Source organism: Vogesella sp. AC12, from assembly GCF_024437575.1.
GTDB lineage: Bacteria > Pseudomonadota > Gammaproteobacteria > Burkholderiales > Chromobacteriaceae > Vogesella > Vogesella indigofera.
Genome location: NZ_JANFNU010000004.1, coordinates 130,846 through 154,388, shown reverse-complemented (window position 1 = coordinate 154,388; position 23,543 = coordinate 130,846). Strand labels below are relative to the sequence as shown.

The 23,543-nt window shown below is 66.0% G+C and carries 24 protein-coding genes and 1 riboswitch; of the genes, 10 read left to right on the top strand and 14 right to left on the bottom strand.

The annotated features are described in order from the left end of the window. Positions 1 to 15: 15 nt before the first annotated feature. The 3 genes from NOM55_RS08855 to dtd are packed head-to-tail and all read right to left on the bottom strand — an operon-like array spanning position 16 to position 1,638. Positions 16 to 579 (bottom strand): cysteine hydrolase family protein, encoded by a 564-nt coding sequence (locus tag NOM55_RS08855; RefSeq protein ID WP_255908288.1) that lies wholly within the window; start codon positions 577 to 579, stop codon positions 16 to 18. Positions 580 to 631: 52 nt separating this feature from the next. Further along, positions 632 to 1,186, bottom strand: coding sequence for a GNAT family N-acetyltransferase (locus NOM55_RS08850; protein ID WP_255908287.1), 555 nt, complete (start codon positions 1,184 to 1,186; stop codon positions 632 to 634). Then, positions 1,183 to 1,638, bottom strand: a complete 456-nt coding sequence (dtd, locus tag NOM55_RS08845; RefSeq protein WP_370687872.1) for a D-aminoacyl-tRNA deacylase — start codon at positions 1,636 to 1,638, stop codon at positions 1,183 to 1,185. Before dtd ends, NOM55_RS08850 begins: the two co-directional genes overlap by 4 nt. A gap of 64 nt (positions 1,639 to 1,702) precedes the next feature. Here dtd and yaaA point away from each other — a divergent pair, with 64 nt between their 5' ends. Both yaaA and NOM55_RS08835 read left to right on the top strand, forming a co-directional pair. Continuing rightward, on the top strand, positions 1,703 to 2,482 hold the full coding sequence (gene yaaA / locus NOM55_RS08840) for a peroxide stress protein YaaA (RefSeq protein WP_255908286.1): 780 nt from the start codon (positions 1,703 to 1,705) through the stop codon (positions 2,480 to 2,482). A gap of 80 nt (positions 2,483 to 2,562) precedes the next feature. Next, the gene (locus tag NOM55_RS08835; RefSeq protein ID WP_255908285.1) at positions 2,563 to 2,961 is read left to right on the top strand and encodes a GFA family protein; all 399 of its coding nucleotides are present in this window, start codon (positions 2,563 to 2,565) and stop codon (positions 2,959 to 2,961) included. 37 nt (positions 2,962 to 2,998) lie between these two features. Here the strand turns inward: NOM55_RS08835 and NOM55_RS08830 are convergent, their stop codons facing one another. After that, positions 2,999 to 3,994 carry a 2-hydroxyacid dehydrogenase gene (locus tag NOM55_RS08830; protein ID WP_255908284.1) on the bottom strand — a complete coding sequence of 332 codons (996 nt, stop codon included), beginning with the start codon at positions 3,992 to 3,994 and terminating at the stop codon, positions 2,999 to 3,001. Between the two features lie 232 nt (positions 3,995 to 4,226). Between NOM55_RS08830 and NOM55_RS08825 the strand changes: the two genes are divergently transcribed. From NOM55_RS08825 to NOM55_RS08815, 3 genes are all read left to right on the top strand, one after another. Further along, the gene (locus NOM55_RS08825) at positions 4,227 to 5,819 is read left to right on the top strand and encodes a PAS domain-containing methyl-accepting chemotaxis protein (RefSeq protein ID WP_255908283.1); all 1,593 of its coding nucleotides are present in this window, start codon (positions 4,227 to 4,229) and stop codon (positions 5,817 to 5,819) included. Positions 5,820 to 5,951: 132 nt separating this feature from the next. Further along, complete coding sequence (gene mscL, locus NOM55_RS08820) at positions 5,952 to 6,407, top strand: large-conductance mechanosensitive channel protein MscL (RefSeq protein WP_255908282.1); 456 nt, start codon at positions 5,952 to 5,954, stop codon at positions 6,405 to 6,407. Between the two features lie 67 nt (positions 6,408 to 6,474). Further along, positions 6,475 to 6,617, top strand: a riboswitch (yybP-ykoY riboswitch). Between the two features lie 52 nt (positions 6,618 to 6,669). Beyond that, positions 6,670 to 7,227 (top strand): TMEM165/GDT1 family protein, encoded by a 558-nt coding sequence (locus tag NOM55_RS08815; RefSeq protein WP_255908281.1) that lies wholly within the window; start codon positions 6,670 to 6,672, stop codon positions 7,225 to 7,227. A gap of 63 nt (positions 7,228 to 7,290) precedes the next feature. Here NOM55_RS08815 and NOM55_RS08810 read toward each other — a convergent pair whose 3' ends face one another. The 8 genes from NOM55_RS08810 to hpnC all read right to left on the bottom strand — a co-directional run bounded on the left by NOM55_RS08810 (position 7,291) and on the right by hpnC (position 13,827). Next, positions 7,291 to 7,467 carry a zf-HC2 domain-containing protein gene (locus tag NOM55_RS08810; protein ID WP_202902739.1) on the bottom strand — a complete coding sequence of 59 codons (177 nt, stop codon included), beginning with the start codon at positions 7,465 to 7,467 and terminating at the stop codon, positions 7,291 to 7,293. Next, positions 7,464 to 8,024, bottom strand: coding sequence for a sigma-70 family RNA polymerase sigma factor (locus NOM55_RS08805; RefSeq protein WP_255908280.1), 561 nt, complete (start codon positions 8,022 to 8,024; stop codon positions 7,464 to 7,466). The genes NOM55_RS08810 and NOM55_RS08805 overlap by 4 nt, the downstream gene beginning before the upstream one ends. Before the next feature lie 14 nt (positions 8,025 to 8,038). Continuing rightward, the gene (gene radA, locus NOM55_RS08800) at positions 8,039 to 9,409 is read right to left on the bottom strand and encodes a DNA repair protein RadA (RefSeq protein ID WP_255908279.1); all 1,371 of its coding nucleotides are present in this window, start codon (positions 9,407 to 9,409) and stop codon (positions 8,039 to 8,041) included. Between the two features lie 96 nt (positions 9,410 to 9,505). Beyond that, entirely contained in the window at positions 9,506 to 10,108 is a 603-nt protein-coding gene (locus NOM55_RS08795) for a hypothetical protein (RefSeq protein ID WP_047967205.1), read from the bottom strand. 15 nt (positions 10,109 to 10,123) lie between these two features. Continuing rightward, positions 10,124 to 10,873 (bottom strand): SDR family oxidoreductase, encoded by a 750-nt coding sequence (locus NOM55_RS08790; RefSeq protein WP_255908278.1) that lies wholly within the window; start codon positions 10,871 to 10,873, stop codon positions 10,124 to 10,126. Beyond that, positions 10,857 to 12,149, bottom strand: coding sequence for a hydroxysqualene dehydroxylase HpnE (gene hpnE / locus NOM55_RS08785; RefSeq protein ID WP_255908277.1), 1,293 nt, complete (start codon positions 12,147 to 12,149; stop codon positions 10,857 to 10,859). The genes NOM55_RS08790 and hpnE overlap by 17 nt, the downstream gene beginning before the upstream one ends. Continuing rightward, positions 12,146 to 12,991, bottom strand: coding sequence for a presqualene diphosphate synthase HpnD (gene hpnD / locus NOM55_RS08780; RefSeq protein WP_255908276.1), 846 nt, complete (start codon positions 12,989 to 12,991; stop codon positions 12,146 to 12,148). The genes hpnE and hpnD overlap by 4 nt, the downstream gene beginning before the upstream one ends. Beyond that, complete coding sequence (gene hpnC / locus NOM55_RS08775) at positions 12,988 to 13,827, bottom strand: squalene synthase HpnC (protein WP_255908275.1); 840 nt, start codon at positions 13,825 to 13,827, stop codon at positions 12,988 to 12,990. Before hpnC ends, hpnD begins: the two co-directional genes overlap by 4 nt. A 187-nt stretch (positions 13,828 to 14,014) precedes the next feature. Between hpnC and NOM55_RS08770 the strand changes: the two genes are divergently transcribed. The 4 genes from NOM55_RS08770 (at position 14,015) to NOM55_RS08755 (ending at position 20,530) form a co-directional block, all read left to right on the top strand. After that, a complete protein-coding gene (locus tag NOM55_RS08770; RefSeq protein ID WP_255908274.1) occupies positions 14,015 to 15,355 on the top strand; it encodes a cytosine permease in 1,341 nt (446 codons plus the stop codon). A 198-nt stretch (positions 15,356 to 15,553) separates the two neighbouring features. Then, entirely contained in the window at positions 15,554 to 17,335 is a 1,782-nt protein-coding gene (locus NOM55_RS08765; protein ID WP_255908273.1) for a hydantoinase B/oxoprolinase family protein, read from the top strand. Next, positions 17,332 to 19,416: a hydantoinase/oxoprolinase family protein gene (locus NOM55_RS08760; RefSeq protein ID WP_255908272.1), complete on the top strand. Its 2,085-nt coding sequence runs from the start codon at positions 17,332 to 17,334 to the stop codon at positions 19,414 to 19,416. The genes NOM55_RS08765 and NOM55_RS08760 overlap by 4 nt, the downstream gene beginning before the upstream one ends. Positions 19,417 to 19,561: 145 nt before the next feature. Next, a complete protein-coding gene (locus NOM55_RS08755) occupies positions 19,562 to 20,530 on the top strand; it encodes a helix-turn-helix domain-containing protein (RefSeq protein ID WP_255908271.1) in 969 nt (322 codons plus the stop codon). Positions 20,531 to 20,597: 67 nt separating this feature from the next. Here NOM55_RS08755 and NOM55_RS08750 read toward each other — a convergent pair whose 3' ends face one another. Then, on the bottom strand, positions 20,598 to 21,203 hold the full coding sequence (locus NOM55_RS08750; protein ID WP_255908269.1) for a TetR/AcrR family transcriptional regulator: 606 nt from the start codon (positions 21,201 to 21,203) through the stop codon (positions 20,598 to 20,600). Positions 21,204 to 21,300: 97 nt separating this feature from the next. Then, positions 21,301 to 21,975 carry a TetR/AcrR family transcriptional regulator gene (locus NOM55_RS08745; RefSeq protein ID WP_255908267.1) on the bottom strand — a complete coding sequence of 225 codons (675 nt, stop codon included), beginning with the start codon at positions 21,973 to 21,975 and terminating at the stop codon, positions 21,301 to 21,303. Positions 21,976 to 22,086: 111 nt separating this feature from the next. On the opposite strand from NOM55_RS08745, the gene NOM55_RS08740 reads away from it, so the two are divergent. Beyond that, positions 22,087 to 23,535: an efflux transporter outer membrane subunit gene (locus NOM55_RS08740; RefSeq protein WP_370687871.1), complete on the top strand. Its 1,449-nt coding sequence runs from the start codon at positions 22,087 to 22,089 to the stop codon at positions 23,533 to 23,535. Positions 23,536 to 23,543 lie beyond the last annotated feature (8 nt).

Genomic DNA, 23,543 nt, shown 5'->3' with positions numbered 1-23,543 from the left:
TTTTGTTAGCGGCTCTTAGTCCGCCGCCAGCAAGGCCAGTGCCTGCTCGCTGCTCAGCACCCGCGCATACTCGCCATCCAGATTCGACAGCGCCATCGCGTGCACCTCGTCCGCGCTGCGCGGCGTGCCGTGGTAGTCAGCCTTGGAGAAGGCGAAAGTGGCATCGCTGACCACCAGCGTGTCGAAGCCGAGATTGCCGGCGCTGCGCGCGGTAGCCTCCACCGAGTTGTTGGTGCTGACGCCGACCAGCAGCAGGCGGCGGATACCGCGCACGTGCAGCCAGCGCTCCAGCGCACCGTGGGTGAAGGCATCGGGCACGTTCTTCTCGAACACCATCTCGCTGTCCAGCGGCTGGAATGCCGGCTGGAACGCGGCGCCGCTCTGGCCGGGCCAGAACAGCGAGCGCGGCGTGCGCGACATGTGGCGCACGTGGATCACCGGGTGGCCACCGGCGCGCCAGACGGCAAGCAGGCGCATGATATTGGCCTCTGCCTGCGGGTTGTTGCGCTCGCCGGCCTGCGGCATGGCCATCGCCTGCTGCATGTCGATGATCAGCAAGGCCGGGATCTGTGTTGTCATTATCGGTTTTCCGTGATTCAAAATTTCGCGGCCAAACCTGGCCACGCTTCATTCAGGACGGCTGCACCCAATCCTGCCGCAGCAAGGAAAACGCCAGCAGGTCATGATATTGTCCGAGCCAGAATCCGGCCTCGCGCAAACGCCCTTCCTGCACAAAGCCCAAGCCCTGCAGCAGACGGATGGACGGCAGATTGTCCGGGTGGACCTGGGCCTCGATACGGTTAAGCGCCATGTTCGCAAAGCCCCAGTCCAGCGCCAGCTGCAACGCCTCGCGCATCATTCCCTGCCCGCGATAAGCCGGTGCCAGCTCGTAACCGAGCGTGCAACTGCGCCAGCCGCGATTCCACTTGAACAGGCCGCAGCTACCCGCCAGTTGCTGATCGGCCCGTGATTCGACAGCCCAGCGCAGCCACGGATTGGGCAGCTGCTGCCAGCCGATAAAGACCGCCACCTGCGCCTCGGCCTGTGCCAGCGTCTGCAGCGGCTCGGTGCCGAACCATTGCATGGATACGGCATCGCGGTAGATATCAAACAGTGCCGGTGCATCCTGCGGCCGGAATTCGCGCAGCGTCAGCCGTGCACTCTGCAGCGCGGGGAAAGCGCTCATTCCGGCGTCTTGCTGTCCAGCCAGATGGTGACCGGGCCGTCGTTGACCAGCGCCACCTGCATGTCGGCGCCGAACACCCCGGTCGGCACCGGCTTGCCCAGCGCCGTGCCCAGCAACTGCACGAATTCGTCGAACATCGGCGACGATTGCTCCGGCCGTGCCGCACGGCTGTAGCCGGGGCGGTTGCCCTTCTTGGTGGTGGCGAACAGGGTGAACTGGCTCACCGCCAGCACCTCGCCGCCGCAGTCGAGCAGCGAGCGGTTCATCACGCCGTCGTCGTCGTTGAAAATGCGCAGCTGGCTGATCTTCTTCACCAGCCACTCGCTGTCGCCGCGGCTGTCCGGCGCCTCAATGCCGACCAGCAACAACAGCCCGGCTCCGATCGCGCCGGTGACCTGGCCGTCGACGGTGACCGACGCCTCGCGCACTCTTTGTACCAATACTCGCATCATCCCTCCTGAAAAGCGTTTCGGCTCTGCGTTACAATCCCTGCCATTGCGCGTGACAAGGATTGCTATGTTAATGGTTATTTCTCCGGCGAAAACGCTGGATTTCGACACCCCGCCGCGGACGGTACCGTACACGCAGCCGGATTTCCTCGATCACAGCATGGCGCTGATCCGCGTGCTGCGCGACAAGTCGCCGGCCGACATCGGCCAGCTGATGGGCATCAGCGATGCACTGGCGCAGCTCAACGTCGGCCGCTACCACGACTGGCAGCCGGATTTCACGCCGGACAATGCCAAGCAGGCGGTACTGGCGTTCATGGGCGATGTCTACGAGGGGCTGGATGCGGCGTCGCTGGATGCGAGCGAGCACGACTACCTGCAGCGCCACCTGCGCATCCTGTCCGGGCTGTACGGCCTGCTGCGGCCGCTGGACCTGATGCAGCCGTACCGGCTGGAGATGGGTACCCGCCTCGCCAACCCGCGCGGCAAGAACCTGTACGAGTTCTGGGGCACGCTGATCACCGAGGCGCTGAATCGCGAGCTGGAGAACGAGGCGGCGCCGGTGCTGGTCAACCTCGCGTCCGACGAGTACTTCAAGTCGGTGAAGCCGAAGCTGCTCGACGCCAGCGTCGTCACCCCGGTGTTCCAGGATCTGAAAAACGGCCAGTACAAGATCATCAGCTTCTACGCCAAGCGCGCGCGCGGGCTGATGGCGCGCTGGGCGACGCAGCGGCAAGTGACGGACGCCGAGCAGCTGAAGGCGTTCGACAGCGAGGGCTACGCCTTCGTGCCGGAGCTGTCCGATGCCCAGACCTGGCTGTTCCGCCGCGATCCGGCAGCGCAATAAGCTGAGTGGGAAACGACACAGGAAACCACGCGGCCACCTATTTGCGGCCAACGTTGGCCGCAAAACAAAAGGAATCCCCGATGCAAGGCAGCTGCCTGTGCGGCACCATCCGCTATGAAATCGACCGCCTCGACGCGCCGATTACGCATTGCCACTGCCTGACCTGCCAGAAGGCGCACGCAGCGGCGTTTGCCAGCACTGCCGGCGTGCTGCGCCAGCACTTCCGCTGGCTGGCGGGGCAGCAGGCGCTGGGCAGCTACGAATCGTCTCCCGGCAAGCTGCGCCACTTCTGTACCCACTGCGGCAGCCAGCTGGTGGCGGAGCGCACCGGCCAGCCGCACGTCATCGTGCGCGTGGCGACGCTGGACGACGACCCCGGCGTCAGCCCGCAGCAGCACATCTGGTGCAGTCACGACCGGCCGTGGCTGGCAAGCGGCGGCCAGCCACAGTTTGCCGAATGGCAACCGGGCCGCGAATGACGGTTGCGGCCAACGTTGGCCGCAAGCGCAGCCGGCGTCAGCCGTGCACCGCGTTGTCCAGCACCGCACCGCGGGCGAAGGCCTGCACATTGCCCAGCGTGGTGCGGGCGATATTGTCCAGCGCCTCGCGGGTGAGGAAGCCCTGGTGCGAGGTAATCAGCACATTGGGGAAGGTCAGCAGCCGCGCCAGCTGGTCGTCCTGCAGCCCGGCCTCGGACAGGTTTTCAAAGAACACGCCCTCTTCCATCTCGTAGACATCCAGCCCCACCCCGCCGAGGCGGCCATCCTTCAGCGCCTCGATCAGCGCCGGGGTATCGATCAGCCCGCCGCGGCTGGTGTTGATCAGCAGCGCGCCGCGCTTCATCTGCGCCAGGGTGGTGGCGTCGATCAGGTGCCGCGTCGCCGGCAGCAGCGGCAGGTGCAGGCTGACGACGTCGGACTCGGCCAGCAGCGTGGCGCGATCGACATAGCTGAAGCCGAGCTGATTGGCCAGCAGCCGGTCCTGCGCCACGTCGTGGGCCAGCACGCGCATGCCGAAGCCGCGGGCGATGCCGATCGCCGCCTCGCCGATGCGGCCGGTGCCGATCACGCCGAAGGTCTTGCCGTGCAGGTCGAAGCCGACCAGCCCGTCCAGCGAAAAGTCCATCTCGCGCACCCGCACGTAGGCCTTGTGAATGCGGCGGTTGACCGCCAGCAGCAGCGCGAACGCGTGCTCGGCCACCGCGTGCGGCGAATACGCCGGCACCCGCACCACGCGGATGCCGTGCCGGCTACAGGCCGCCAGGTCGACACCGTTGAAACCGGCGCAGCGCAGCGCCACCAGCCGCGTGCCGCCGGCGGCCAGGCTGGCCACCACCGCCGCGTCCAGCCGGTCGTTCACGAACGGACACACCACCTCGAAGCCGGCGGCCAGGGCCACGGTGTCGCCATTGAGGCGCGGCTCGAAAAAGCTCAGCGCAAAACCGTAATCATGATTTGCTAAGGTCAGCGCCTGACGATCGTATTGCTTGCTATCGAAAACGGCGATTTTCATGTGCGCTCTCTCCATGCTGTATCGGATTCGATACAAATCTGCCGTATCAAACGGCAACATTCATTAAAAGCCACTGCAATAACTCCGATGATTTTAAACAGGAAAATCAGAGTCGCGCAGCCTTGATCCAGATCAAGCGGATAAATGGCACGCTCCATGACGTGGTTATACCATGCGTGGCTTGCAGCGTTATCCACCTCCACGATTGCCTAGCCGTCTCAGTGTCCGAATCATGAAAAAGAATCTGCCAGTCCATGATATTGAAGTGCCGTTCACCAGCGGCCTCATTGTTACCCAAACCGATCTCAAGGGCAGCATCACCTACGCCAACGACAGCTTCGTCCAGCTGTCCGGCTTCAGCCGCGAGGAGTTGCTCGGCCAGAACCATAACATCGTGCGTCATCCGGACATGCCGCCGGTGCTGTTCGAGGACCTGTGGCAGACGGTGAAGCGCGGCGACTGCTGGCGCGGCCTGGTCAAGAACCGCTGCAAGAACGGCCACTACTACTGGGTCGACGCCTTCGTGGTGCCGGTGAAGGAACGCGGCGCCGTCCGCGGCTACATGTCGGTACGCAGCCCGGCGCGGCCGGAGGCGGTGCGCGAGGCGAAACTGCTGTATCCACAATTGATGCAGGGCAAGCCGCTGGCCAAGGCCAAGGCGCCCGGCCGCACGCTGGCCTGGTTCCGCCGCATCCATGTCGCCCTGAGCACGGTGCTGGTGCTTGGCGCCGGCGTGCTGACCGGCGGTGTCGCCGGCGGCGTGATCATCGGCGCCAGCGCGCTGTCGACGCTGGGCTGGCTGCTGGCGGAAAAACACCGCCGCGAGCACCAGCAGCACCTGCTGGACAGCTGCATGAACATCTCCGAAGGTCGCCTCACCAACGAGCTGGCCATCAACCGCGCCGGCGAACAGGGCAAGCTGGAAACCGCACTCGCCTACATGCAGGTACACCTCAAGGTAATGCTGGACGAGCTGCAGATGACCGCGCGCGCGCAGGCCGAAGAAACCATGCACATGCAGCAGCGCATCGCCGAGCTGTTCAACCGCATGGCCGCCGGCAACGAAAGCGTCAGCCAGATCAGCAGCGCGGTGGAAGAGCTGTCCGCCTCCATCGAACAGGTGGCCGGCCACGCCGAGGAAACCGCCCGCCTCAGCATCGACACCAGCAGCAGCGTGGCGCAGAGCAATGCCGACATGAACACCTCGCAGCAGCGCACGCTGGCGGCGAGCCAGTCGGTGGAGCAGGCGCAGCACATCATCACCGACCTGGCCAGCGCCATCGACAGCATCACCCAGGTGACGCAGACCATCCACGACATCGCCGACCAGACCAACCTGCTGGCGCTGAATGCGGCGATCGAGGCGGCGCGTGCCGGCGAGTCCGGCCGCGGCTTCGCCGTGGTCGCCGACGAGGTGCGCAAGCTGGCGGAACGCACCAGCCTCAGCACCGACCAGATCAAGCAGCTGATCCACAATGTGCGCGAGGCGGCCAACAGCACCGTCAGCGCCATCGCCACCATCACCGAGCAGACCCGCGCCGGCGCCGAGGCGCAGCTGCGCACCACCGCCAAGCTGCAAGGGGTGCAGGACAGCTCGCACAGCGTCAACCAGATGATGCAGGCCATCGCCGGTACCAACGCGCAGCAGTCCGCCGCCGCCGCCCACCTCGCCGAGCGCATGGCCCACATCGCCGAGCAGTTTGCCGAGTCGCACCAGCACATCCGTTCCGCCAATCACGGCATCGAGAAGCTGGCCGACCAGGCGGCGCGGGTCTCGGCGCTGGCCGCCCATTTCGAGGTGGAAGCGGACACCCAGCCCGCCTGAAGCCGGCGCACACCCCCGCTGCCGCGACGGCGGCCGCGGGGGTTTTTGCGTGCAAAAAGCCGTTGCCATTGCCTTTGCCGCTGTCAGATACTAGCTTGTCATTGATATCCGACATTAAACGAAGGGAACAACATGTCCGTACTGAAAGAGTTTCGCGAGTTTGCCATGCGTGGCAACGTCATCGATCTGGCCGTTGGTGTCGTCATCGGCGGTGCTTTTGGTACCATCGTCAAGTCGCTGGTTGATGACGTAATCATGCCACCAATCGGCCTGCTGATCGGCAACGTCGACTTTGCCAACCTGTTCTTCGTGCTGAAGGAAGGCGCCAAGGCGGCACCGTACGCCTCGGTGGCGGCGGCGAAGGAAGCCGGTGCGGTGACGCTGAACATCGGCCTGTTCATCAATGCGCTGGTCAGCTTCACCATCATCGCCTTTGCCATCTTCATGCTGATCAAGACGTTGAACAAGCTGCAACGCCCGGCGCCGGCGGCACCGGTGGAAATCACCACCAAGGAGTGCGGCTACTGCCTGTCCAGCATTCCGCTGAAGGCGACGCGCTGCCCGCACTGCACCTCGCAACTGGGCTGATCCGGCCCAGGGTTGGCCGCAACGCTTGCGGCCAACCTTGAAGCGCCTGCTGCCATCGCGTACAATCCGCCTCGTCCTGAGGGAGTAGCCGCTCTGCATTACTGACAGAGGCTTGCGTCAACACACTTGGTTCGCCGGGCAATCCGGCCGCACCATGGCGCAAACAGCCGCAAGGCCTGGCAAGACTCATGATTTTCCGGTGCGTAGCGGGGGCTGCGGCAGCGGAGAATCATGTTGTCCGCGCAGCCCCCCGGATCATTTCATGGAAGCCTTCCTGCTCTCTACCGGCATCGTCGCCCTGGCCGAAATCGGCGACAAGACCCAGCTGCTCGCGCTGCTGCTCGCCGCCCGTTTCAAGAAACCGCTACCCATCATCGCCGGCATTTTCGTGGCCACCGTGCTCAACCATTTTGCCGCCGCCTGGCTCGGCCAGATCGCGTCGGCCTACATTACCGACAACCTGCTGCGCTGGGTGCTGGGCATCTCCTTCGTCGCCATGGCGCTGTGGATGCTGATTCCGGACAAGCTGGATGACGATATGCCGCTGCTGGACCGCGTCGGCGTGTTCGGCGCCACCGTGATCGCTTTCTTCATGGCCGAGATGGGCGACAAGACGCAGATCGCCACCGTGGCGCTGTCGGCCCGCTTTGACGCACTGCCGGCGGTGGTGATGGGCACCACGCTGGGCATGATGATCGCCAACGTGCCGGCGGTACTGCTGGGCGAAGTGGCCGCGCGCAAGCTGCCGGTGGCCACCGTGCACCGCATTGCCGCCTGTATCTTCGCGGTGCTGGGGGTGGTCACCCTGGTCGGCTCCTAAGCCGCCGCGCCGCCATAAAAAAAGCCGGATCACTGCTCGTGATCCGGCTTTTTCTCGTTAGCGTCAGCGCTGGCGTCCTTCGCGGATGCCGGCACGCAGCGTCGCCATCTGCTGCCGGAAATGGCGGCAGTTCTGGCACAGCAGCAGGTGGAACTGCAGGCTGACCTGTTCATAGCGGCTGAGCTTGCGATCCATGGCGTCGGATATCAGCCGGCTGGCCTCGCGGCAACTGAGCATCATGCGTTTTCCCCCTGCAGCCAGCGCAGCTGCAAACATTCGCGCAGGCTCATCCGTGCGCGATACAGCATCACCGAACAGTTGGTCGCGCTGATCTCCAGATTCTGACAAATATCGCTGATGTCCATGTCCAGCACCTCGCGCATGGCAAACACCAGCGCGGTACGCCGCGGCATCGCCTCGGCACAGCGCGCGTACACCTGCCAGAACTGGGCGGCCAGCAGCGACTGTTCCGGCGCGCCCCAGGCGCTGATTTTTTCCTGCCAGTGGCCGCTGGCGCTGAACAGGCCGTCCAGGTCACTATCGTCGAGATCCTCGGACAGGTCGGTGGCCACCTCGCGGTGCTGCTTGCGTACGATGTCGATCAGCTTGAAGCGCAGGATGGACGTCAGCCAGGTGCGCAGGCTGGCCTTGCCGGCAAAGCGCTCGCGCGCCTCCAGCGCCGCCAGCAGCGCGTCCTGTACCGCGTCCTCGGCGGCGGCACTGTCGCGCAGCTGTGCCAGCGCAAAGCGCAGCAGGTAGGGCCGTTCGGCCTCGATCTGTTCAACACTGGGCGGCATGCCGGCTCCCGCGGTCAGCGACGGGCACAGTATTCCACGGCTTCGGACAAGCGTTCCACCCCGATCACCTCCAGCCCGTCGATGGCCTGGCGCGGCTTGTTGGCCGCCGGCACGATGGCGCGCTCGAAACCGAGCTTGGCCGCCTCTTTCAGCCGCTCCTGGCCGCGCGTCACCGGCCGCACCTCGCCGGACAGGCCGACCTCGCCGAACACCACCAGCTTCTCCGGCAGCGACTTGTTGCGCAGCGAGGACACCATTGCCAGGATCACCGCCAGGTCGGCGGCCGGCTCGTTGATCTTGACGCCGCCCACCGCATTGAGGAACACGTCCTGGTCGAAGCAGGCGATGCCGGCATGGCGGTTGAGCACCGCCATCAGCATCGCCAGCCGGTTCTGCTCCAGCCCGACGGTCAGGCGCTTGGGCTGGAAGCCGTGGGCATCGTCGACCAGCGCCTGGATTTCCACCAGTAACGGCCGCGTGCCCTCCTGCGTCACCAGCACGCAGGAGCCGGACACGTCGTCGCGGTAGCTGGACAGGAAGATCGCCGACGGGTTGGACACCCCCTTCAGGCCGCGGTCGGTCATCGCGAACACGCCCAGCTCGTTGGCGGCGCCGAAACGGTTCTTGATGGCGCGGATCATGCGGTAGCTGGAGTGACTGTCGCCCTCGAAATAGAGCACGGTATCGACGATGTGCTCCAGCACGCGCGGCCCGGCCAGCGAGCCTTCCTTGGTGACATGGCCGACCAGGATGATGGTGATGCCGCTCTGCTTCGCCATCCGCGTCAGCTGCGCCGCGCACTCGCGCACCTGTGACACCGAGCCTGGTGCCGAGGTCACCTGGTCGGAATACAGCGTCTGGATCGAGTCGATCACCGCCACTTCCGGCATCTCGGTCTGCAGCGTGGCGAGGATGGATTCGAGGCGGATCTCCGACAACAGCCGCACCCGCGCCGCGTCCACCGCCAGCCGCGAGGCGCGCAGCGCGATCTGCTGCGGCGACTCCTCGCCGGACACGTACAGCACCTTGCGCGTCGAGCCGATGGCGGACAGCGCCTGCAGCAGCAGCGTGGACTTGCCGATGCCGGGATCGCCGCCGAGCAGCACCACCGCGCCCTTGACGATGCCGCCGCCGAGCACGCGATCCAGCTCCTCGATGCCGGACGGCTCGCGCGGCACTTCCGCCGCCTGCACCTGCGACAGCTGCTGCACCGGCTGCGTCTGCGCCGTCCAGCTCTGGTAGCGGGCGTTGGCCACCGGGGCCGGCGCGGCCACGGTTTCGGTCAGCGTGTTCCATTCGCCGCAGTGCGGGCACTGGCCCTGCCATTTGGGCGAGCTGCCCGCGCATTGCGTGCATTGATAGAGGGTCTTGTTGAATTTGGCCATGGCGTCTTCAAAAAATGACAAAACCCGTTAGTGCCGGCACTAGCGGGTTGAAACAGGAAATGCGGGGCGTCCCCGCGAGCTGCGTAGCAGGGGTGATTATTTCTTGACCACGGCGGCCGGCTTGCCGAAGGAATCCTCCTGCCCCGCGGCCACCGGCGGCGCGCTCTGCTCGTTGATCAGGCTGAGCAGACGCTGCTCCGAAGGCGACGGGCCGCTGGGTTTGGGCTTGGCCTCGGACTGTTCGTTGCGGCGGATGGTCGACAGGATCGCCTCCACTTGCGGGTCGTTGCGCGCCAGTTCGTCGGCTTCGTCGCTGGTCAGCGGGTGCCGCTTCGCCAGCGGTGCCAGCGAGGCTACGGCTGGCTCATTTTTTTTTTGAGCGGCATGTTCCGCCGTTTTTGCACTGCTGCTGTCGACCGCGGCCAGCGGCGCGGACAAGTCCGGCGCCGGCTCCGGTGGTGGCTCCATGGTCTCCAGCTTGTTCTTGGCCATGTATTCGTGCATCTCGCGCCAGCCGGCGTAGATCTGCGCCTTGTCCGCATCCGGATTGCGGGTATAGCACGTCTCCAGCGAACGGCCGGTCTGGCGGCAGGCGGCGCCGATGGCCTTGTTGGCCTCGGCGGCCAGGCCACTGACATTCATCACCCAGTTACAGCCGCTCAGCAACGCCAGCGCTGGTAATAACAGATAGGCACGCATACTTGTCCTTGTGGTTTACGACGGACGCAGATCCAGCTCGATGATCTCGCCGCTGCGCCCGGCACTGGCCTGTCCCAGCCAGTACAGCATGTGCGGCATCAGCGCCGCCAGTTCGCCGCGCTCGCTCTTGGCTTCGCCCGGATGGGTACGGGTGCGCTGTGGCGAGTTGACCGGCCCCGGCACCAGCAGGTTGGCGCGCAGCTGCGGCCACACGTCCCACTCGTTGGCGGCGACTTTCACCAGATAGCCCAGCCCGGCCTTGGAGGCGCCAAAGGCACCCCAGAACGGCCCCGGACGCTGACCGTGGGTCTCGCCGACGAACACGACGCTGGCGTCGGCCGCCTGCTTCAAGAGCGGCAGGCAGGCGCGGGTCAGCGCGAACGGTGCCACGGTGTTGATGCGGTACTGGTTCATCCACTCGTCGATGCGCTGGTCCACCAGCGGCGACAGCGCATAGAAGTGCGAGGCGCAGTGCACGATGCCATCCAGCCGTCCCACCGCCTGCTTGATCTGGAACGCCAGGGTATTGAATTCGTCGTCGCTGGCCTTGAGCAGGTCCAGCGGAATCGCCAGCGGCTCCGGCAGGCCGGCCGCCACGATCTCGTCGTACACCTTTTCCAGGCCCTTCACGCTGCGCGCCAGCAGTACCACGGTGGCGCCATGGCCCGCGGCGGCCAGCGCCGTCTCGCGGCCGATGCCTTGCGTGGCCCCGGTCACCAGCACCACGCGGCCGGCGAGATAATCTTTGTCAAACGTTTGCATCATGTTCTTTTTTCCAGTCCTGCATGAGGGCATGGGCGCTGGCGATACCGCTACGGACGGCGCCTTCGAGCGTCGCCGGATAGTCGGCACACAGCCAGTCACCCGCGAGATAGCCGGATTTTACGCCAAGTCGCGGCGCCGGGCGCGCAAGGCCAACGTTGGCCGCAAAGGTGGCGCGCTGTTCGGTGATCTGCCAGCTGTCCTTAAGCGGCGGCAAGTCCGGCACGTGCTGCTGCAATTCGGCCAGCACCCGCGCCGTCAGCGCCGCGCGCGACAGCGTGTCGTGCTCGCCGGCGGCGCTGATCACCACCGCCACCAGCCCGGCCTCGCCGGTCAGCGCCTCGCGGTCGAACCACCACTGGCCGATGCCGTGCTGCAAACCGGTCATCGCCTGCGGCAGGCGCACCCTGCCCTCGAAACGCAGGTATAGGGTGCTTATCGGCTGGTATTGCCACGCCTTGAGCATGGCGGACAGTTTTTCGTCCGCCGCCAGCGCGGCAGCGTGATACGGCGCGGTGGCAATCAGCACCGTATCGAACGCTTCGCCGTCCACCAGCGGCCGCGGCGCGTGCCAGTCGATGTGCCGCACCCGCTGCCCGAGGCGCAGCTGCGCACCGGCGCCGGCCAGCCATTGCAGCGCCGGCTCGGCGAACAGCGCGCTCAGGTCGGTGCGCGGCAGCAGCAGGCGACTGGCGTTAGCTTGCGCCGCGCCCAGGCTGTCGCGCAGCACATTGGTCAGCAGCTGCATCGAGGCCTGCGCCGGCGGCGTATTCAGCGTCGCCAGAATCAGCGGCGTCCAGAAGCCGTCCAGCAGCGCCTGCGACTGGCCACGCTGCCGCAGCCAGTCCAGCGCCGCGACATCCTGCCCGATCCGCCAGCGCCGCACCCTGAGCTGGGTCAATAGCCGTGCCAGTGCCAGCTTGTCGCGCCAGCCCAGGCCCCTGGCGCGACACAGCCCAGCCAGCATATGCCACGGCGCCGGCCAGTCCGGGCAGTGCAGCTGCACGCCGTCGACCTGGTGCCAGCGCAGCGGCTGGCTGGCCAATGCCTGTGCCGGATCGACGCCCACCTGCCGCATCAGGCGCAGCGATTCGCGGTAGGCGCCGATCAGGATGTGCTGGCCGTTGTCCAGCGCCATGCCGTCCAGCGGTACGCGGCGGGCGCGGCCGCCGGCCACCTTGCCGGCCTCGAACAGCACCACGTTGGCCGCAGGCGCCAGCGTGATGGCGGCGGCGAGGCCGGCCCAGCCGGCGCCGATGACGGCGACGCGTGGTTTCAAGGCTTGTAGCCGAAGGTCCAGGTTTTCCACGCCAGCCACAGCTTGCGTCCCGGCGACAGCGACAGCCGCTGGTTGAGCACCTTGCCCGGGCCATCCAGCGCGATCTCGTCCAGCGTGGCGCGGTAGATCGCCGCCATCACCAGACCGATGCGCTGCGCCTTGCGGTCGGCCGCCGGCAGCAGCGCCCACGCCTTGCGGTAGTGCTGGTGCGCGCGCTTGATCTGGAAGCGCATCAGCTCCTCGAACTGCGGCGATTCGCGATAGGCCAGCACCTCGGACGCCGGCACGCCGAAGCGCTGCAGGTCTTCCACCGGCAGGTACAGCCGGCCGCGGCGCGCGTCCTCGCCGACATCACGGATGATGTTGGTGAGCTGGAACGCCAGCCCCAGCTCGTGCGCGTACTTCAGCGTGGCGCGGTCGGTATAGCCGAAGATCTGCGCCGACAGCTGGCCGACCACGCCGGCGACGCGGTGGCAGTACAGCTGCAGGTCGGCAAAACGGTTGTAGCGCGGCACGTCCAGATCCATCTGCATGCCATCAATGATCTCCGCCAGCCACGCCTGCGGCAGCTCGAAGCGCGCCACGTGCGGCTTGAGTGCCAGCATCACCGGATGGCTGGGCGTGCCGTGGTACAGCGCCGCCAGCTCGCTGCGCCACCAGGCCAGCGTGGTACGTGCCACGTTGTCGTCGTGGATCTCGTCCACCACGTCGTCCACCTCGCGGCAGAACGCGTACAGCGCCACCATCGCGTCACGCTGCTCAGGCGGCAGGTAGCGGAAGCTGGCGTAAAAACTGGAGCCGCTCTGCTTTGCCTTGTCTTCACAATATTGCTGCGGGGTCACGCCCGTCTCCTCTTGTTTTTGCCGGAACGCGCGCTCAGCGCCTTCCAGATGATCGCCAGCCAGTCACGGCTGGTCAGCACCGGCCGCTGCGTGAATACGTCACCGCGCGCGTCGTGTATCTTTTTCAGGATGCGCTCGCCGCCGAGCACGATCAGGCGCAGCTCCCAGCCCAGCCGCCCCTTCAGCTTCAGCGCCAGCGGCGAGCCGGCCTCCAGCATGGCGAGCGCCCGCTTCACTTCCTTGTCCATCAGCATCGGCCACACCCCGCCGGCGTCACCGCGCGCGATCTGATCTTCGCTGACGCGGAATTTCGCCAGATCGTCCTGCGGAATGTAGACGCGGCCCTTCTGCCAGTCGACGGCCACGTCCTGCCAGAAGTTGATCAGCTGCAGCGCGGTGCAGATGCCGTCCGACATCGCCAGGCTGCGCGGGTCGTGCTCGCCGTACAGCGCCAGCATCAGGCGCCCGACCGGGTTGGCGGAGCGGCGGCAGTAGTCGACCAGCTCGGCAAAGTCCTGGTAGCGCGTCTTTTCCACGTCCTGGCTAAACGCCGACAGCAGGTCGTAAAACGGCGCCAGCGGCAGTTGGTAGGCGGCGATCACCCGCGCCAGATCCTGCATCAGCGGCAGCTGCGGTGTGGTGCCGGCTTCGATGCGCGCCAGCTCGTCGCGCAGCGCCTGCAGTGCGGCCAACCTTTGCGCCGGCTGGGCATCGCCCTCGTCGGCGATATCGTCGGCATGACGGGCAAAGTGATAGATCACGTGCACCGCGCGGCGCATGCGCCGCGGCAGCAGGAGGGAACCGACCGGGAAATTCTCGTAATGACCAACCGACATTGCCTGCGCACCGCCCGTCAACAAAAGCGGCATTATAAAGCAAGCCGGCGGCGGGCTTGCTTTGATTGCACCTCGGCCACGCGCCTGCACTGGCGCACCATAAAGCCTGCGCTGGCGTGCTATCCCGCCGGGCAGCGCCTTCCTACGATGACTCCAGGCCATCAGGCTGATAACAAAGGAGACAATCGTGGCAACAATCATCAATCAAGCGCAGCGGCACGACGACCCGGACTTCACCCGCAGCGCGGTGCCGGCCGATGCGCGCATGGGGCGGCTGGGGCTGAGCATGGCGTGGTGGTCGGTGTGCAGCGCGATGTTCTGGCTGGTGGTCTCGGCCACGCTAGCGCTGAACTACGGCACCGTCAACACGCTGATCGGCCTCGCGCTGTCGGCGCTGTGCTACAGCGTGATCAACGGCATCATCACCCGCTACGCGATCCGCAGCGGGCTATCGGTGGGGCTGTTCTCGCGCATCCTGTTCGGCAATTCCGGCGCCTCGCTGGCGACGCTGATCTTCTTCGCCACCGCCATCTACTACGCGGTGTTCGAGGGCTCGGTGATCGCGGTCGCCATCCAGCACATGTTCCCGGCGCTGTCGATCGAGCACGCCTACCTGCTGGTGGTGGTGTACAGCGTGCCGCTGGTGCTGGGCAGCGTGCAGCGCTGGCTGGACAAGCTCAATGGCGTGCTGCTGCCGTTCTACCTGTCGGGCCTGGCCGCCGCGGTGATCCTGACCATCACCGAATACGGCTACAGCGACGCCTGGCTGCAGCTGGCCCCGGCTGGCGGTGCGCCGGCCGACGGCTGGTGGCACTGCTTCAGCTACTTCATGGGGGTGTGGATCCTGATGATGTACACCTGGGACTACGCCCGCTTCGGCAAGAACGAAGACAGCGACTACCACGCCCGTTTCAACTTCGGCCTGCCGTTCTACCTGTTCACCTTCCTGCTTAACGGCGTGGTCGGCATCTTCCTCGCCGCCAGCATTCCGACCACCGGTGGCGTCAGCGAGGTATCGGTGGTGCTGGCGCTGTTGAAGCTGATGGGCTGGGTCGGACTGGCCTTTGTCTGGGTCAGCCAGACGCGGATCAACACCGCCAACTTCTACCTCGCCACCGTCAACATGCAGACCTTCTTCGACAAGAGCTGCGGCCTGCGCCTGCCCAAGGCGGCGTGGGGCGTGGTGGTCGGCGCCATCGTCTACCTGCTGATGCTGGGCAATGTGTTCAGCGTGATCCTGCAGGCGCTGGCCTACCAGGGCATCTTCGTGGTGGCCTGGGTCGGCATCGCGCTGGCCCACATCCTCAGCCAGCCTGTGGCCAACCTTGCGCCGGACGACAACAAGGCGGTGCGCCGCGAGGGCATCAGCGCCTGGTTTGTCGCCGCCGGCTGTGGCATCGCACTGCTGGAGAGCGGCGGCCTGCTGGCCAGCTTCTCGGCGCCGGCCACCGCGCTGGTGTCGTTCGGGCTGTACCGCTACCTGCAGCAGCTGTCGCAAAGCCGCCTGGCCGCGACGCAGGGCGGCTGAGCGCGCCGTTCCCGCTTCATTTTTACCGTCTTCACTCCTCTTTTCCCCGCACCTGGCTGCGGGGTTCTTTTTTGTCGCCGCGCACTGCGCTGGCAGACCAGATTTCGTGCGCGCTGGTGCAAGCCGCTGGCCGGACAAGTTCTTACCGTAGCAGTCAGGCAACAGGCATTGCTGCCCCCCAGAAAACGGAGACACACCATGACACAAGCGCATCAAGTCCCAGCCGCGATCGACCCGATCACGCTGGCCGTGGTCCGCGGCGCGCTGGAAACCGCGCAACGCGAAATGACGCTGACGCTGGAGAAAACCGGCCGCTCCAGCGTGTTCAACCTGGCACACGACTACAGCAACGCGCTGTTCGATAACCTGCCGGAAATGATCCTGCAGGGCCAGGACATCCCCATCCACCTCGGCTCGCTGATCCCGGCGATGAAGGCGGTGGCCGACTTCTTCGGCGACGACATCCACGAGGGTGACGTGATCTACCACAACGACCCGGTGTACCAGGGCAGCCACATCCTCGACTGCTGCATGTACAAGCCGGTGTTTTACCAGGGCGAGCTGGTGTTCTGGGCGGTGTGCAAGGGCCACCTCACCGACATCGGCGGCCCGGTGCCGGCCGGCTACAACCCGGACGCGAAAGAGATCTACGCCGAAGGCCTGCGCATCCCGCCGGTGAAGCTGTGGGACCAGGGCCGCCGCCGCGACGACGTGGTCAACCTGCTGCTGTGCAATATGCGCGCCCGCCGCGACCAGGAAGGGGATCTCAACGCCCAGTTCGGCGCCTGCCGCGTCGGCGAGCGCAACCTGCTGGCGCTCTTGGACAAGTACGGCCTCGCCACCGTGCGCGCCGCCATCGCCGAGCTGAAGGACATGGCCGACCGCCACATGCGCTCGCTGATCCGCTCCATTCCCGACGGCACTTACCACGGCGAAGCGGTGCTGGAAGACGCCGGCCACGGCTACGGCGAGCTGACCATCAAGACCCAGGTCACCGTCAGCGGCGACAAGGTGCACATCAGCGTGCAAAGCCCGCCGCAGATCCCCTACTTCATCAATTCCTACGCCGGCAACTCGATGTCCGGCGTCTACCTCGGGCTGATGATGTTCGCGCAGGTGCCGCCGCCGTACAACGCCGGGCTGTACCGCTGCGTGTCGGTCGATCTGGGCGCCCACGGCACGCTGTGCAACGCCGCCGAGCCGGCGCCGCACGTCAACTGCACCACCACGCCGATGGAAACGCTGACCGACGCGGTGCGCATGGCGTTCGAGGCCGCCGCACCGGAGCGCGTCACCGCCTCGTGGGGCCACGCCAGCGGCATCAACATCGCCGGCATCAACCCCGCCACCGGCGAACAGTACGTGACCATGGTGCTGGCCTCCATCATCTCCGGCGCCGGCGCCACCCAGTCCATGGACGGCTGGCACGCCTGCGGCCCGCTGTGTTGCTTTGGCGCGCTCAGCTCCGGCGACATCGAGCTGCTGGAATACGCCTACCCGATCATCATCCACCGCTACGGCCTGCTGCAGGACAGCGGTGGCGCCGGCGCGCACCGCGGCGGCAGCGGCACGGTGTGGGAAGTCGAGCCGCGCGGCCACGACATGACGGTGATCGCCTTCGGCGAAGGCCGCCAGATCCCGACCATGGGCGCCGCCGGCGCACACGATGTGCTGATCGACAAGAAGCTCGGCCGCCTGGAGGTGGAGCACGACGGCGCGTTGACCGTGCACCGCCACAACGTGATCACCACCCTCAAGCCCGGCCAGCGTGCGCGCAACATCAACCCCGGCGGCGGCGGCTACGGCCTGCCGTGGCAGCGCCCGCCGGCACAGGTGCTGGCCGACCTGAAGAACGGGCTGATCTCAAGGTTGGCCGCACGCGAGGAATACGGCGTGGTCATCGCCGATGACAACCTGCATATCGACGACGCCGCCACCGCCGCGCTGCGTCAGCAACTAAACCTGGGAGCACAAGCATGAAACAGCGATTCCGTTTGGGCGTGGACGCCGGCGGCACCTTTACCGACTTCGTGCTGGCCGAGCACAACGGCCCGCTGCGCCTGTTCAAGAGCCCGTCGACGCCGGACGACGGCACCCGCGCCATCGCCGCCGGCCTGCAGCAGATGGCCGAGGCGCTGGACATGCCGGTTGGCGACATCATCCAGAACTGCGACCTGTGCATCAATGGCACCACCGTGGCGCTGAACGCGCTGATCGAGCTGAAAGGCGTGAAGGTGGGCCTGCTGTGCACCGCCGGCCACGAGGACAGCATCGAGATCCGCCTCGGCCATAAGGAAGAAGGCTACCGCTACGACGCCAGCTACCCGCCGGCGCCACAACTGGTGCCGCGCCACCTGCGCCGCCCGGTGCGCGGCCGCGTGCTGGCCGACGGCAGCGAGCACGAGGCGCTGAACGAGGACGACATCCTCGCCGCCATCGAACACTTCCGCGCCGAGGGCGTCGAAAGCGTGGCGATCTCCTTCGTGTGGTCGGTGCGCAACCCGGCGCACGAGCAGCGCGCCCGCGAGCTGGTGGCACAACACCTGCCCGGCGTGTTCGTGTGCAGCGGCAGCGAGGTCTACCCGCAGGTGCGCGAGTACACCCGCACCTCCACCACCATCGTCAATGCCTACCTCAGCCCGGTGATGGGCCGCTACGTGCAGCGTATCGACCAGTTCTTCGCCGAGCTGGGGGCCCATAGCCCGGTGCGCTACTTCCAGTCCAACGGCGGGCTGGCGGTCGGCAACATCATGCGCGAGCGGGCGGTGAACGCGATCAACTCCGGGCCGGCGTCGGCGCCGCAGGCCGGGCTGTACATCGCCAAACCGTTCGGCATCGACAACGTGATCACCGTCGACATGGGCGGCACCTCGTTCGACATCACGCTGGCCAAGGACGGCCAGACCAACCTCAACCGCAACATCGACTTCCTGCGCCACCGCATCGGCGTGCCGATGATCCACGTCGAGACGCTGGGCGCCGGCGGCGGCTCCATCGCCCACATCAACACCTTCGGCATGCTGGAAGTCGGCCCGCACAGCGCCGGTGCCAGCCCCGGCCCGGCCTGCTACGGCAAGGGCGGCGAGCGCGCCACTGTCACCGACGCCAACCTGGCGCTGGGCTACCTGCGCCCGGACGCGGTACTGGGCGGCAGCATCCGCCTCGACCAGCCGAAGGCGCGCGCCGCGATTGCGGCCAACGTGGCAGAACCGCTGGGCATCAGCGTCGAGCGCGCCGCCTACGGCATCAGCACGCTGGTGAACATGAACATGGCCAACGGCATCCGCCGCATCTCCATCGAACAGGGCTACGACCCGCGCGACTTCGCACTGATCTGTGCCGGCGGCGCCACCGGCATGCACATCACCGCGCTGGCGGAGGAGCTGGGCATCCACACCGTGCTGGTGCCGAAATTCGCCTCCTGCCTGTGCGCCTTCGGCCAGGTAATTTCCGACGTGAAGTACAACTTCCTCGCCAGCGCGCCGATGCGGCTGCACCGCGAGGCCGATCTCGCCACGCTGAACCGGCTGTTCGACGACATGGAGGCCAAGGGCCGCAGCCACCTGCGCGCCGACGGTTTTGACGACGGCAAGATTCGCGTACACCGCAGCCTGGAGATGCGCTACCAGGGCCAGATCCACGAGTGCACGGTGGAGATCGCCAACGGCGAGATCACGCCAGACGGCGCCGAGCAGATCCTACAGGCCTTCCACCACCGCCACGAGGCGCTGTTCACCTACAGCGAACCGCACAACCCGGTGGAGCTGGTCAACCTGGAGTGCACCGTCAGCGGCCTGGTCGACAAGCCGGCGCTGCCGAACCTGGCATCCGGCGAGGATGGCGTGGCGCAGGCGCACGACGGCTTCCGGGCGATGCTTTTTGACGACAGTGGCCGCTGGGTGGAAACGCCGGTCTATCGCGGCGAACAACTGAAGGCTGGCAACCGTATCGTCGGCCCCGCCGCCATCGAGGAGCCGACCACGACCGTCATCATCCGCCCCGGCTGGCAGGCGGTGCTGCACGAGTCCGGCAGTTATCAACTGACACGCTGGGCAGAATAGGCAATGATGCAATGTCGACTGCGGCCAACGTTGCAGTCGGCCCATGTGATGAGCGCCGGCAGCCTGCCGGCCGCCACACCCGCGCATCCTGTCGCAACGACGACGGGCGGACTCGATCCCGGGGTGGCACCAGAGGAGACGACACATGATGCAGCACTACTCGACTTCCGCCGCCGCGCCGGCGGAACGCCATCGCCGCTGGCAGGAAATCATCGGCCAGACCTATTTCAACCTGCAGCTGGATTTTCTCGATCCGGCGCGATTCGAGGGCGACCTCAGCTGCTGGCAGCTGGGACAGCAGTCGCTGTCGCGGCTCAGCAGCGGCCCGCTCAGCTACCGCCGTGTGCGCGGCGAGATGCACGACACCGCCGAGGAGCAGTTCCTGGTGTCGCTACCGCGGCAGAGCGCCATCTTTTTCAGCCAGATGGGGCGCGAGGCGCACTGCGGCGCCGGCCATTTCATCCTCGAACGCAGCAACGATCCCTACGAATTCCACCACACCCGCGCCAACAACCTGTGGGTGCTGAAAATCCCCGGCCACCTGCTGCGCGCGCGGCTGCGTAACCCGGAGCGCTACTGCGCGGTGACCTTTGACGGCAGCCACAGCATCGGCGCGCTGTTTGCCGACTACCTCGGCGCGGTCGGGCGACGGCTGGAACAGGGTGACGACTGCCTGCACCCGCTGGTCGGCCAGCAGCTGCTGGAACTGTTCGTCGCCGCCACCGAGGGCAACCCGGCGGTGCTCGATTCGCAGGCCTCCTGCGTGCGCGCCGCGCACCTGAACCGCATCGAACGCTATGTGCGCGCCAATCTGGCCGATACCCGGCTGGCCCCGGAGCAGATCGCCGCCGCCTGCCGCATCTCGGTGCGCTACCTGCACGACCTGTTCCGCGACACCGGCCAGACCTTCGGCCTGTGGCTGCGCGAACAGCGGCTGGCGGGCGCCCGCCAGGCGCTGGGCAGCCCGCAGCCGCAAACGCTGGCGCAGCTGGCCTACCAGTGGGGCTTTACCGACCAGTCACATTTTTCACGGGTGTTCAAGCAGCGCTACGGCTGCACCCCGCGCGAGGAGCGCGAGCGGCTGCAGGCGGCGCGCCAAGGCAAGGCGCACTAGCGGTATCAAGCCGGCAGACGGAGGGATGTCGGGCGCCGGCTGACTGGCGCCGTTGCATGCAGCAGCGTCACGCAGCCGGCGCATAGCCGCGCAGGAACACGGCCACAGCATCTTGAACGGATTGTGAAACTTGTGCTGCCGTAGGCGGCTCACTGGCGGCACCAAGCAGGTGCTGCTGGTATTCCGACTCCAGCATGCCCAGCAGATGGGCGGCCGCGGTGTCGGGCTTTGCCCGGCGCAGCTGGCCGGCCTCCATTTCTGTCGCCAGGAAAGCGGCCAGTTTTGCGATTTCCTGGGCAAGCCCCTTGTCGAACAGCAGGGCCCCGATACCCGAACGCCGCCCCTCCGTCATGATGATGCCGCGTAACGTGATCAGATCCGGTTGCAGCATGCTGGCGAGAAAGTGCTCGCCGAAATTCAGCAAGGTCTGCCCCAGATCCTTGCCCGGCGCCAGGCGCTCGAAGGACGCCGCCAGCAGCTCGGTCGCCACTTTTTTCATCACGTGCAGGAAGATATCTTCCTTCGACGGGAAATAGCCATAAAGCGTAGGCTTGGTCACGCCGACCTGCGCGGCGATTTGTGCCATCGAGGTGGCATCGAAGCCCTGCTCCAGAAACACCTTGGCCGCCCCGGCAACAATTGCCTGGCGCCTGTCTTCAGTTTTTACACGCATGCCGCCTCAACGATTCCGCTCGATTGTCATAATTTCTCACCCATGGCCTTCACATTTAACCAAATGGTTTAGTTATAACATGGAGCGCCACCATCGTTCACTGGTTGACTGGCTCCGGCACCTCCGCATCCACGCGGCCTGAGCTGCCATTTTCAAGCATGCCCAGGTCACGGCTGCTGCTTCGACCATAACCATGCAAGTACACTTGAACGGCTTCCTGCGCTGACGCCACGATCTGTTGTGCGCTGGGCGCCTCGGCGAAGCCTGTCATGAAAGACTCCAGGTAATCCGCCTCAAGCAGATTGATCAAATGCAGGGCGGCACGCCAGGGCCTGGCGGGGCGCAGGCGGCCGGCCGCCATTTCGCCTTCGAGAAACTGCGCCAGTTGCCCCCACCCTTGCGCCGGGCCGCTGTCAAAAAACACCCGCCCCATGCCTGAACGCGGTCCCTCGCCCATGACGATGCTGCGCATGATGAGCAGATCCGGGAGCAGTATCACATTCAGATAGTGCTCTCCGAATTTTTGCAAGGTTCCGGCAAGATCAGCGCCCGGCGACAAACGGCCAAACGCCTCCACCATGTATTCTTCGGCCTGTTGCTTCATCACCACAAGGAACAGCGCTTCCTTGGAAGGAAAGTAGCTGTACAGCGTGGCTTTCGATCCGCCGGATCGCTCGGCGATTTCCGTCATGGATGCGATCTCGTAACCACGTTCCAGGAACACTTCGGCCGCTGCGGCGACTATCGCCTGCCGCCGGCTCTCGCTCTTCACTCGCATATCTCCCTCTCTCGATAAGTTTACTGTACGGTTAAGTTAAGTATTGACAGCCATTGTAGCTTGTTGCTATAACTTTACCAATTGGTTTACTTATAGGAGAACGCAATGCCCACTTACCCGCGAAACTCAGCACGTAACATCGCATGCAACGGCCTTGTTCTGGCATTTACTGCCGCACTGGCAGCTTGTGCCAGCGTGCCGGATCTCGGCCCGCAGCCGCAGTTGCACACCCCGGAAAAATTGCAAAGCAGCCAGAGCCTGGCCGGTACCGGCAACAGCTGGGCCGGGCAACAGTGGTGGCAACGCTACCGCGATGCCCAGCTCACCCAGCTGATGGCAGAGGCGCTGGCCAATGCGCCGGACCTGGCCACCGCACAGGCCCGCATCCTCAAGGCCGAAGGTTATGCCCAGCAGGCCGGCGCCAGCCGCCTCCCCGGCGTGGACCTGAATTCCAGCGTGATGCGCCAGAAGCAGAGCTACAACAACGGCACGCCGCGTGCCGCCATGCCGCAGGGCTTCAACACCTCGGCCCGCGTGGCGCTGGACTTCAGCTACGAACTGGATTTCTGGGGCAAGAACCGCGCTTCCGTCGCCGCGGCAACCTCCGAGCTCGCCGCCGCCCAGGCCGAAGCCGCACAGACCCGGCTGATGCTGACCAGCGCCATCGCCGCCGCTTATGCCGAACTGGCCCGCCTGCATGCCGACCGCGACGCCACCGCGCAAGCCGTGGAAGTCCGCCGCCGCAGCGAGGCACTGCTGAACGAACGCCAGCGCAACGGGCTGGAAACCCTCGGTAGCGGCTACCAGGCCGAATCGCGCCGTGCTGGCGCGGAAGCCGACCTGATCGCGGTCGACGAGGCGATCGCCTTGCAGCGCAACAAGCTGGCAGCCCTGACCGGTGCCGGTCCGGACCGCGGCCAGAGCATTGCGCGGCCGAGCGTTGACCTAAGCCAGGCGCAGGGTCTGCCGTCCGAGGTACAGGCCGAACTGATCGGCCGCAGGCCGGATCTGGTCGCGGCACGCCTGCGCGCCGAAGCCGCTGCCAAGCGTATCGACGTGGCCCACGCCGGCTTCTACCCCAACGTCAATCTGGGCGCCTACCTCGGCGTCCAGTCGCTCGGCATCGACATGCTGAGCAAGGGCGGCGCCGGCATCGCCGGCATCGGCCCGGCCATCAGCCTGCCGATTTTCCGTGGCGGCCAGCTGGAAGGCGGCTACCGCGTCGCGCGCGCCGAATACGACAGTGCGGTCGCCAGCTACAACCAGACGCTGGCCCAGGCGCTGCGCGAGGTGGCCGACGCCGTCACGCAACAGCGCATGCTGGATCCGCAACTGCAGCTGCGCAAGGCCTCGCTGCAGGCAGCGCAACTGGCTTACCGCGTGTCCCTGGAACGCTATCAGGGCGGGCTGGGTAATTACCTGACCGTGCTGAATACAGAAGACAGCGTCATCAACGCCCGCCGGGTGCTGACCGACCTGCAGAGCCAGCAATTTACCCAGGACGTCGCCCTGATCAAGGCGCTGGGTGGCGGCTACCAGAGCGACCGCACCTGATAACACAT

Coding starts and splice junctions, on each gene's coding strand:
- yaaA (WP_255908286.1), top strand. CDS start 1,703: ATGTTAATGGTTATTTCTCCGGCGAAAACGCTGGATTTCGACACCCCG.
- NOM55_RS08810 (WP_202902739.1), bottom strand. CDS start 7,467: ATGATGCTCAGTTGCCGCGAGGCCAGCCGGCTGATATCCGACGCCATG.
- NOM55_RS08755 (WP_255908271.1), top strand. CDS start 19,562: ATGATGCAGCACTACTCGACTTCCGCCGCCGCGCCGGCGGAACGCCAT.
- NOM55_RS08835 (WP_255908285.1), top strand. CDS start 2,563: ATGCAAGGCAGCTGCCTGTGCGGCACCATCCGCTATGAAATCGACCGC.
- NOM55_RS08850 (WP_255908287.1), bottom strand. CDS start 1,186: ATGAGCGCTTTCCCCGCGCTGCAGAGTGCACGGCTGACGCTGCGCGAA.
- NOM55_RS08805 (WP_255908280.1), bottom strand. CDS start 8,024: ATGCCGCCCAGTGTTGAACAGATCGAGGCCGAACGGCCCTACCTGCTG.
- NOM55_RS08795 (WP_047967205.1), bottom strand. CDS start 10,108: ATGCGTGCCTATCTGTTATTACCAGCGCTGGCGTTGCTGAGCGGCTGT.
- NOM55_RS08815 (WP_255908281.1), top strand. CDS start 6,670: ATGGAAGCCTTCCTGCTCTCTACCGGCATCGTCGCCCTGGCCGAAATC.
- NOM55_RS08855 (WP_255908288.1), bottom strand. CDS start 579: ATGACAACACAGATCCCGGCCTTGCTGATCATCGACATGCAGCAGGCG.
- NOM55_RS08750 (WP_255908269.1), bottom strand. CDS start 21,203: ATGCGTGTAAAAACTGAAGACAGGCGCCAGGCAATTGTTGCCGGGGCG.
- NOM55_RS08790 (WP_255908278.1), bottom strand. CDS start 10,873: ATGATGCAAACGTTTGACAAAGATTATCTCGCCGGCCGCGTGGTGCTG.
- radA (WP_255908279.1), bottom strand. CDS start 9,409: ATGGCCAAATTCAACAAGACCCTCTATCAATGCACGCAATGCGCGGGC.
- NOM55_RS08740 (WP_370687871.1), top strand. CDS start 22,087: ATGCCCACTTACCCGCGAAACTCAGCACGTAACATCGCATGCAACGGC.
- NOM55_RS08765 (WP_255908273.1), top strand. CDS start 15,554: ATGACACAAGCGCATCAAGTCCCAGCCGCGATCGACCCGATCACGCTG.
- NOM55_RS08760 (WP_255908272.1), top strand. CDS start 17,332: ATGAAACAGCGATTCCGTTTGGGCGTGGACGCCGGCGGCACCTTTACC.
- dtd (WP_370687872.1), bottom strand. CDS start 1,638: ATGATGCGAGTATTGGTACAAAGAGTGCGCGAGGCGTCGGTCACCGTC.
- NOM55_RS08830 (WP_255908284.1), bottom strand. CDS start 3,994: ATGAAAATCGCCGTTTTCGATAGCAAGCAATACGATCGTCAGGCGCTG.
- NOM55_RS08825 (WP_255908283.1), top strand. CDS start 4,227: ATGAAAAAGAATCTGCCAGTCCATGATATTGAAGTGCCGTTCACCAGC.
- mscL (WP_255908282.1), top strand. CDS start 5,952: ATGTCCGTACTGAAAGAGTTTCGCGAGTTTGCCATGCGTGGCAACGTC.
- hpnC (WP_255908275.1), bottom strand. CDS start 13,827: ATGTCGGTTGGTCATTACGAGAATTTCCCGGTCGGTTCCCTCCTGCTG.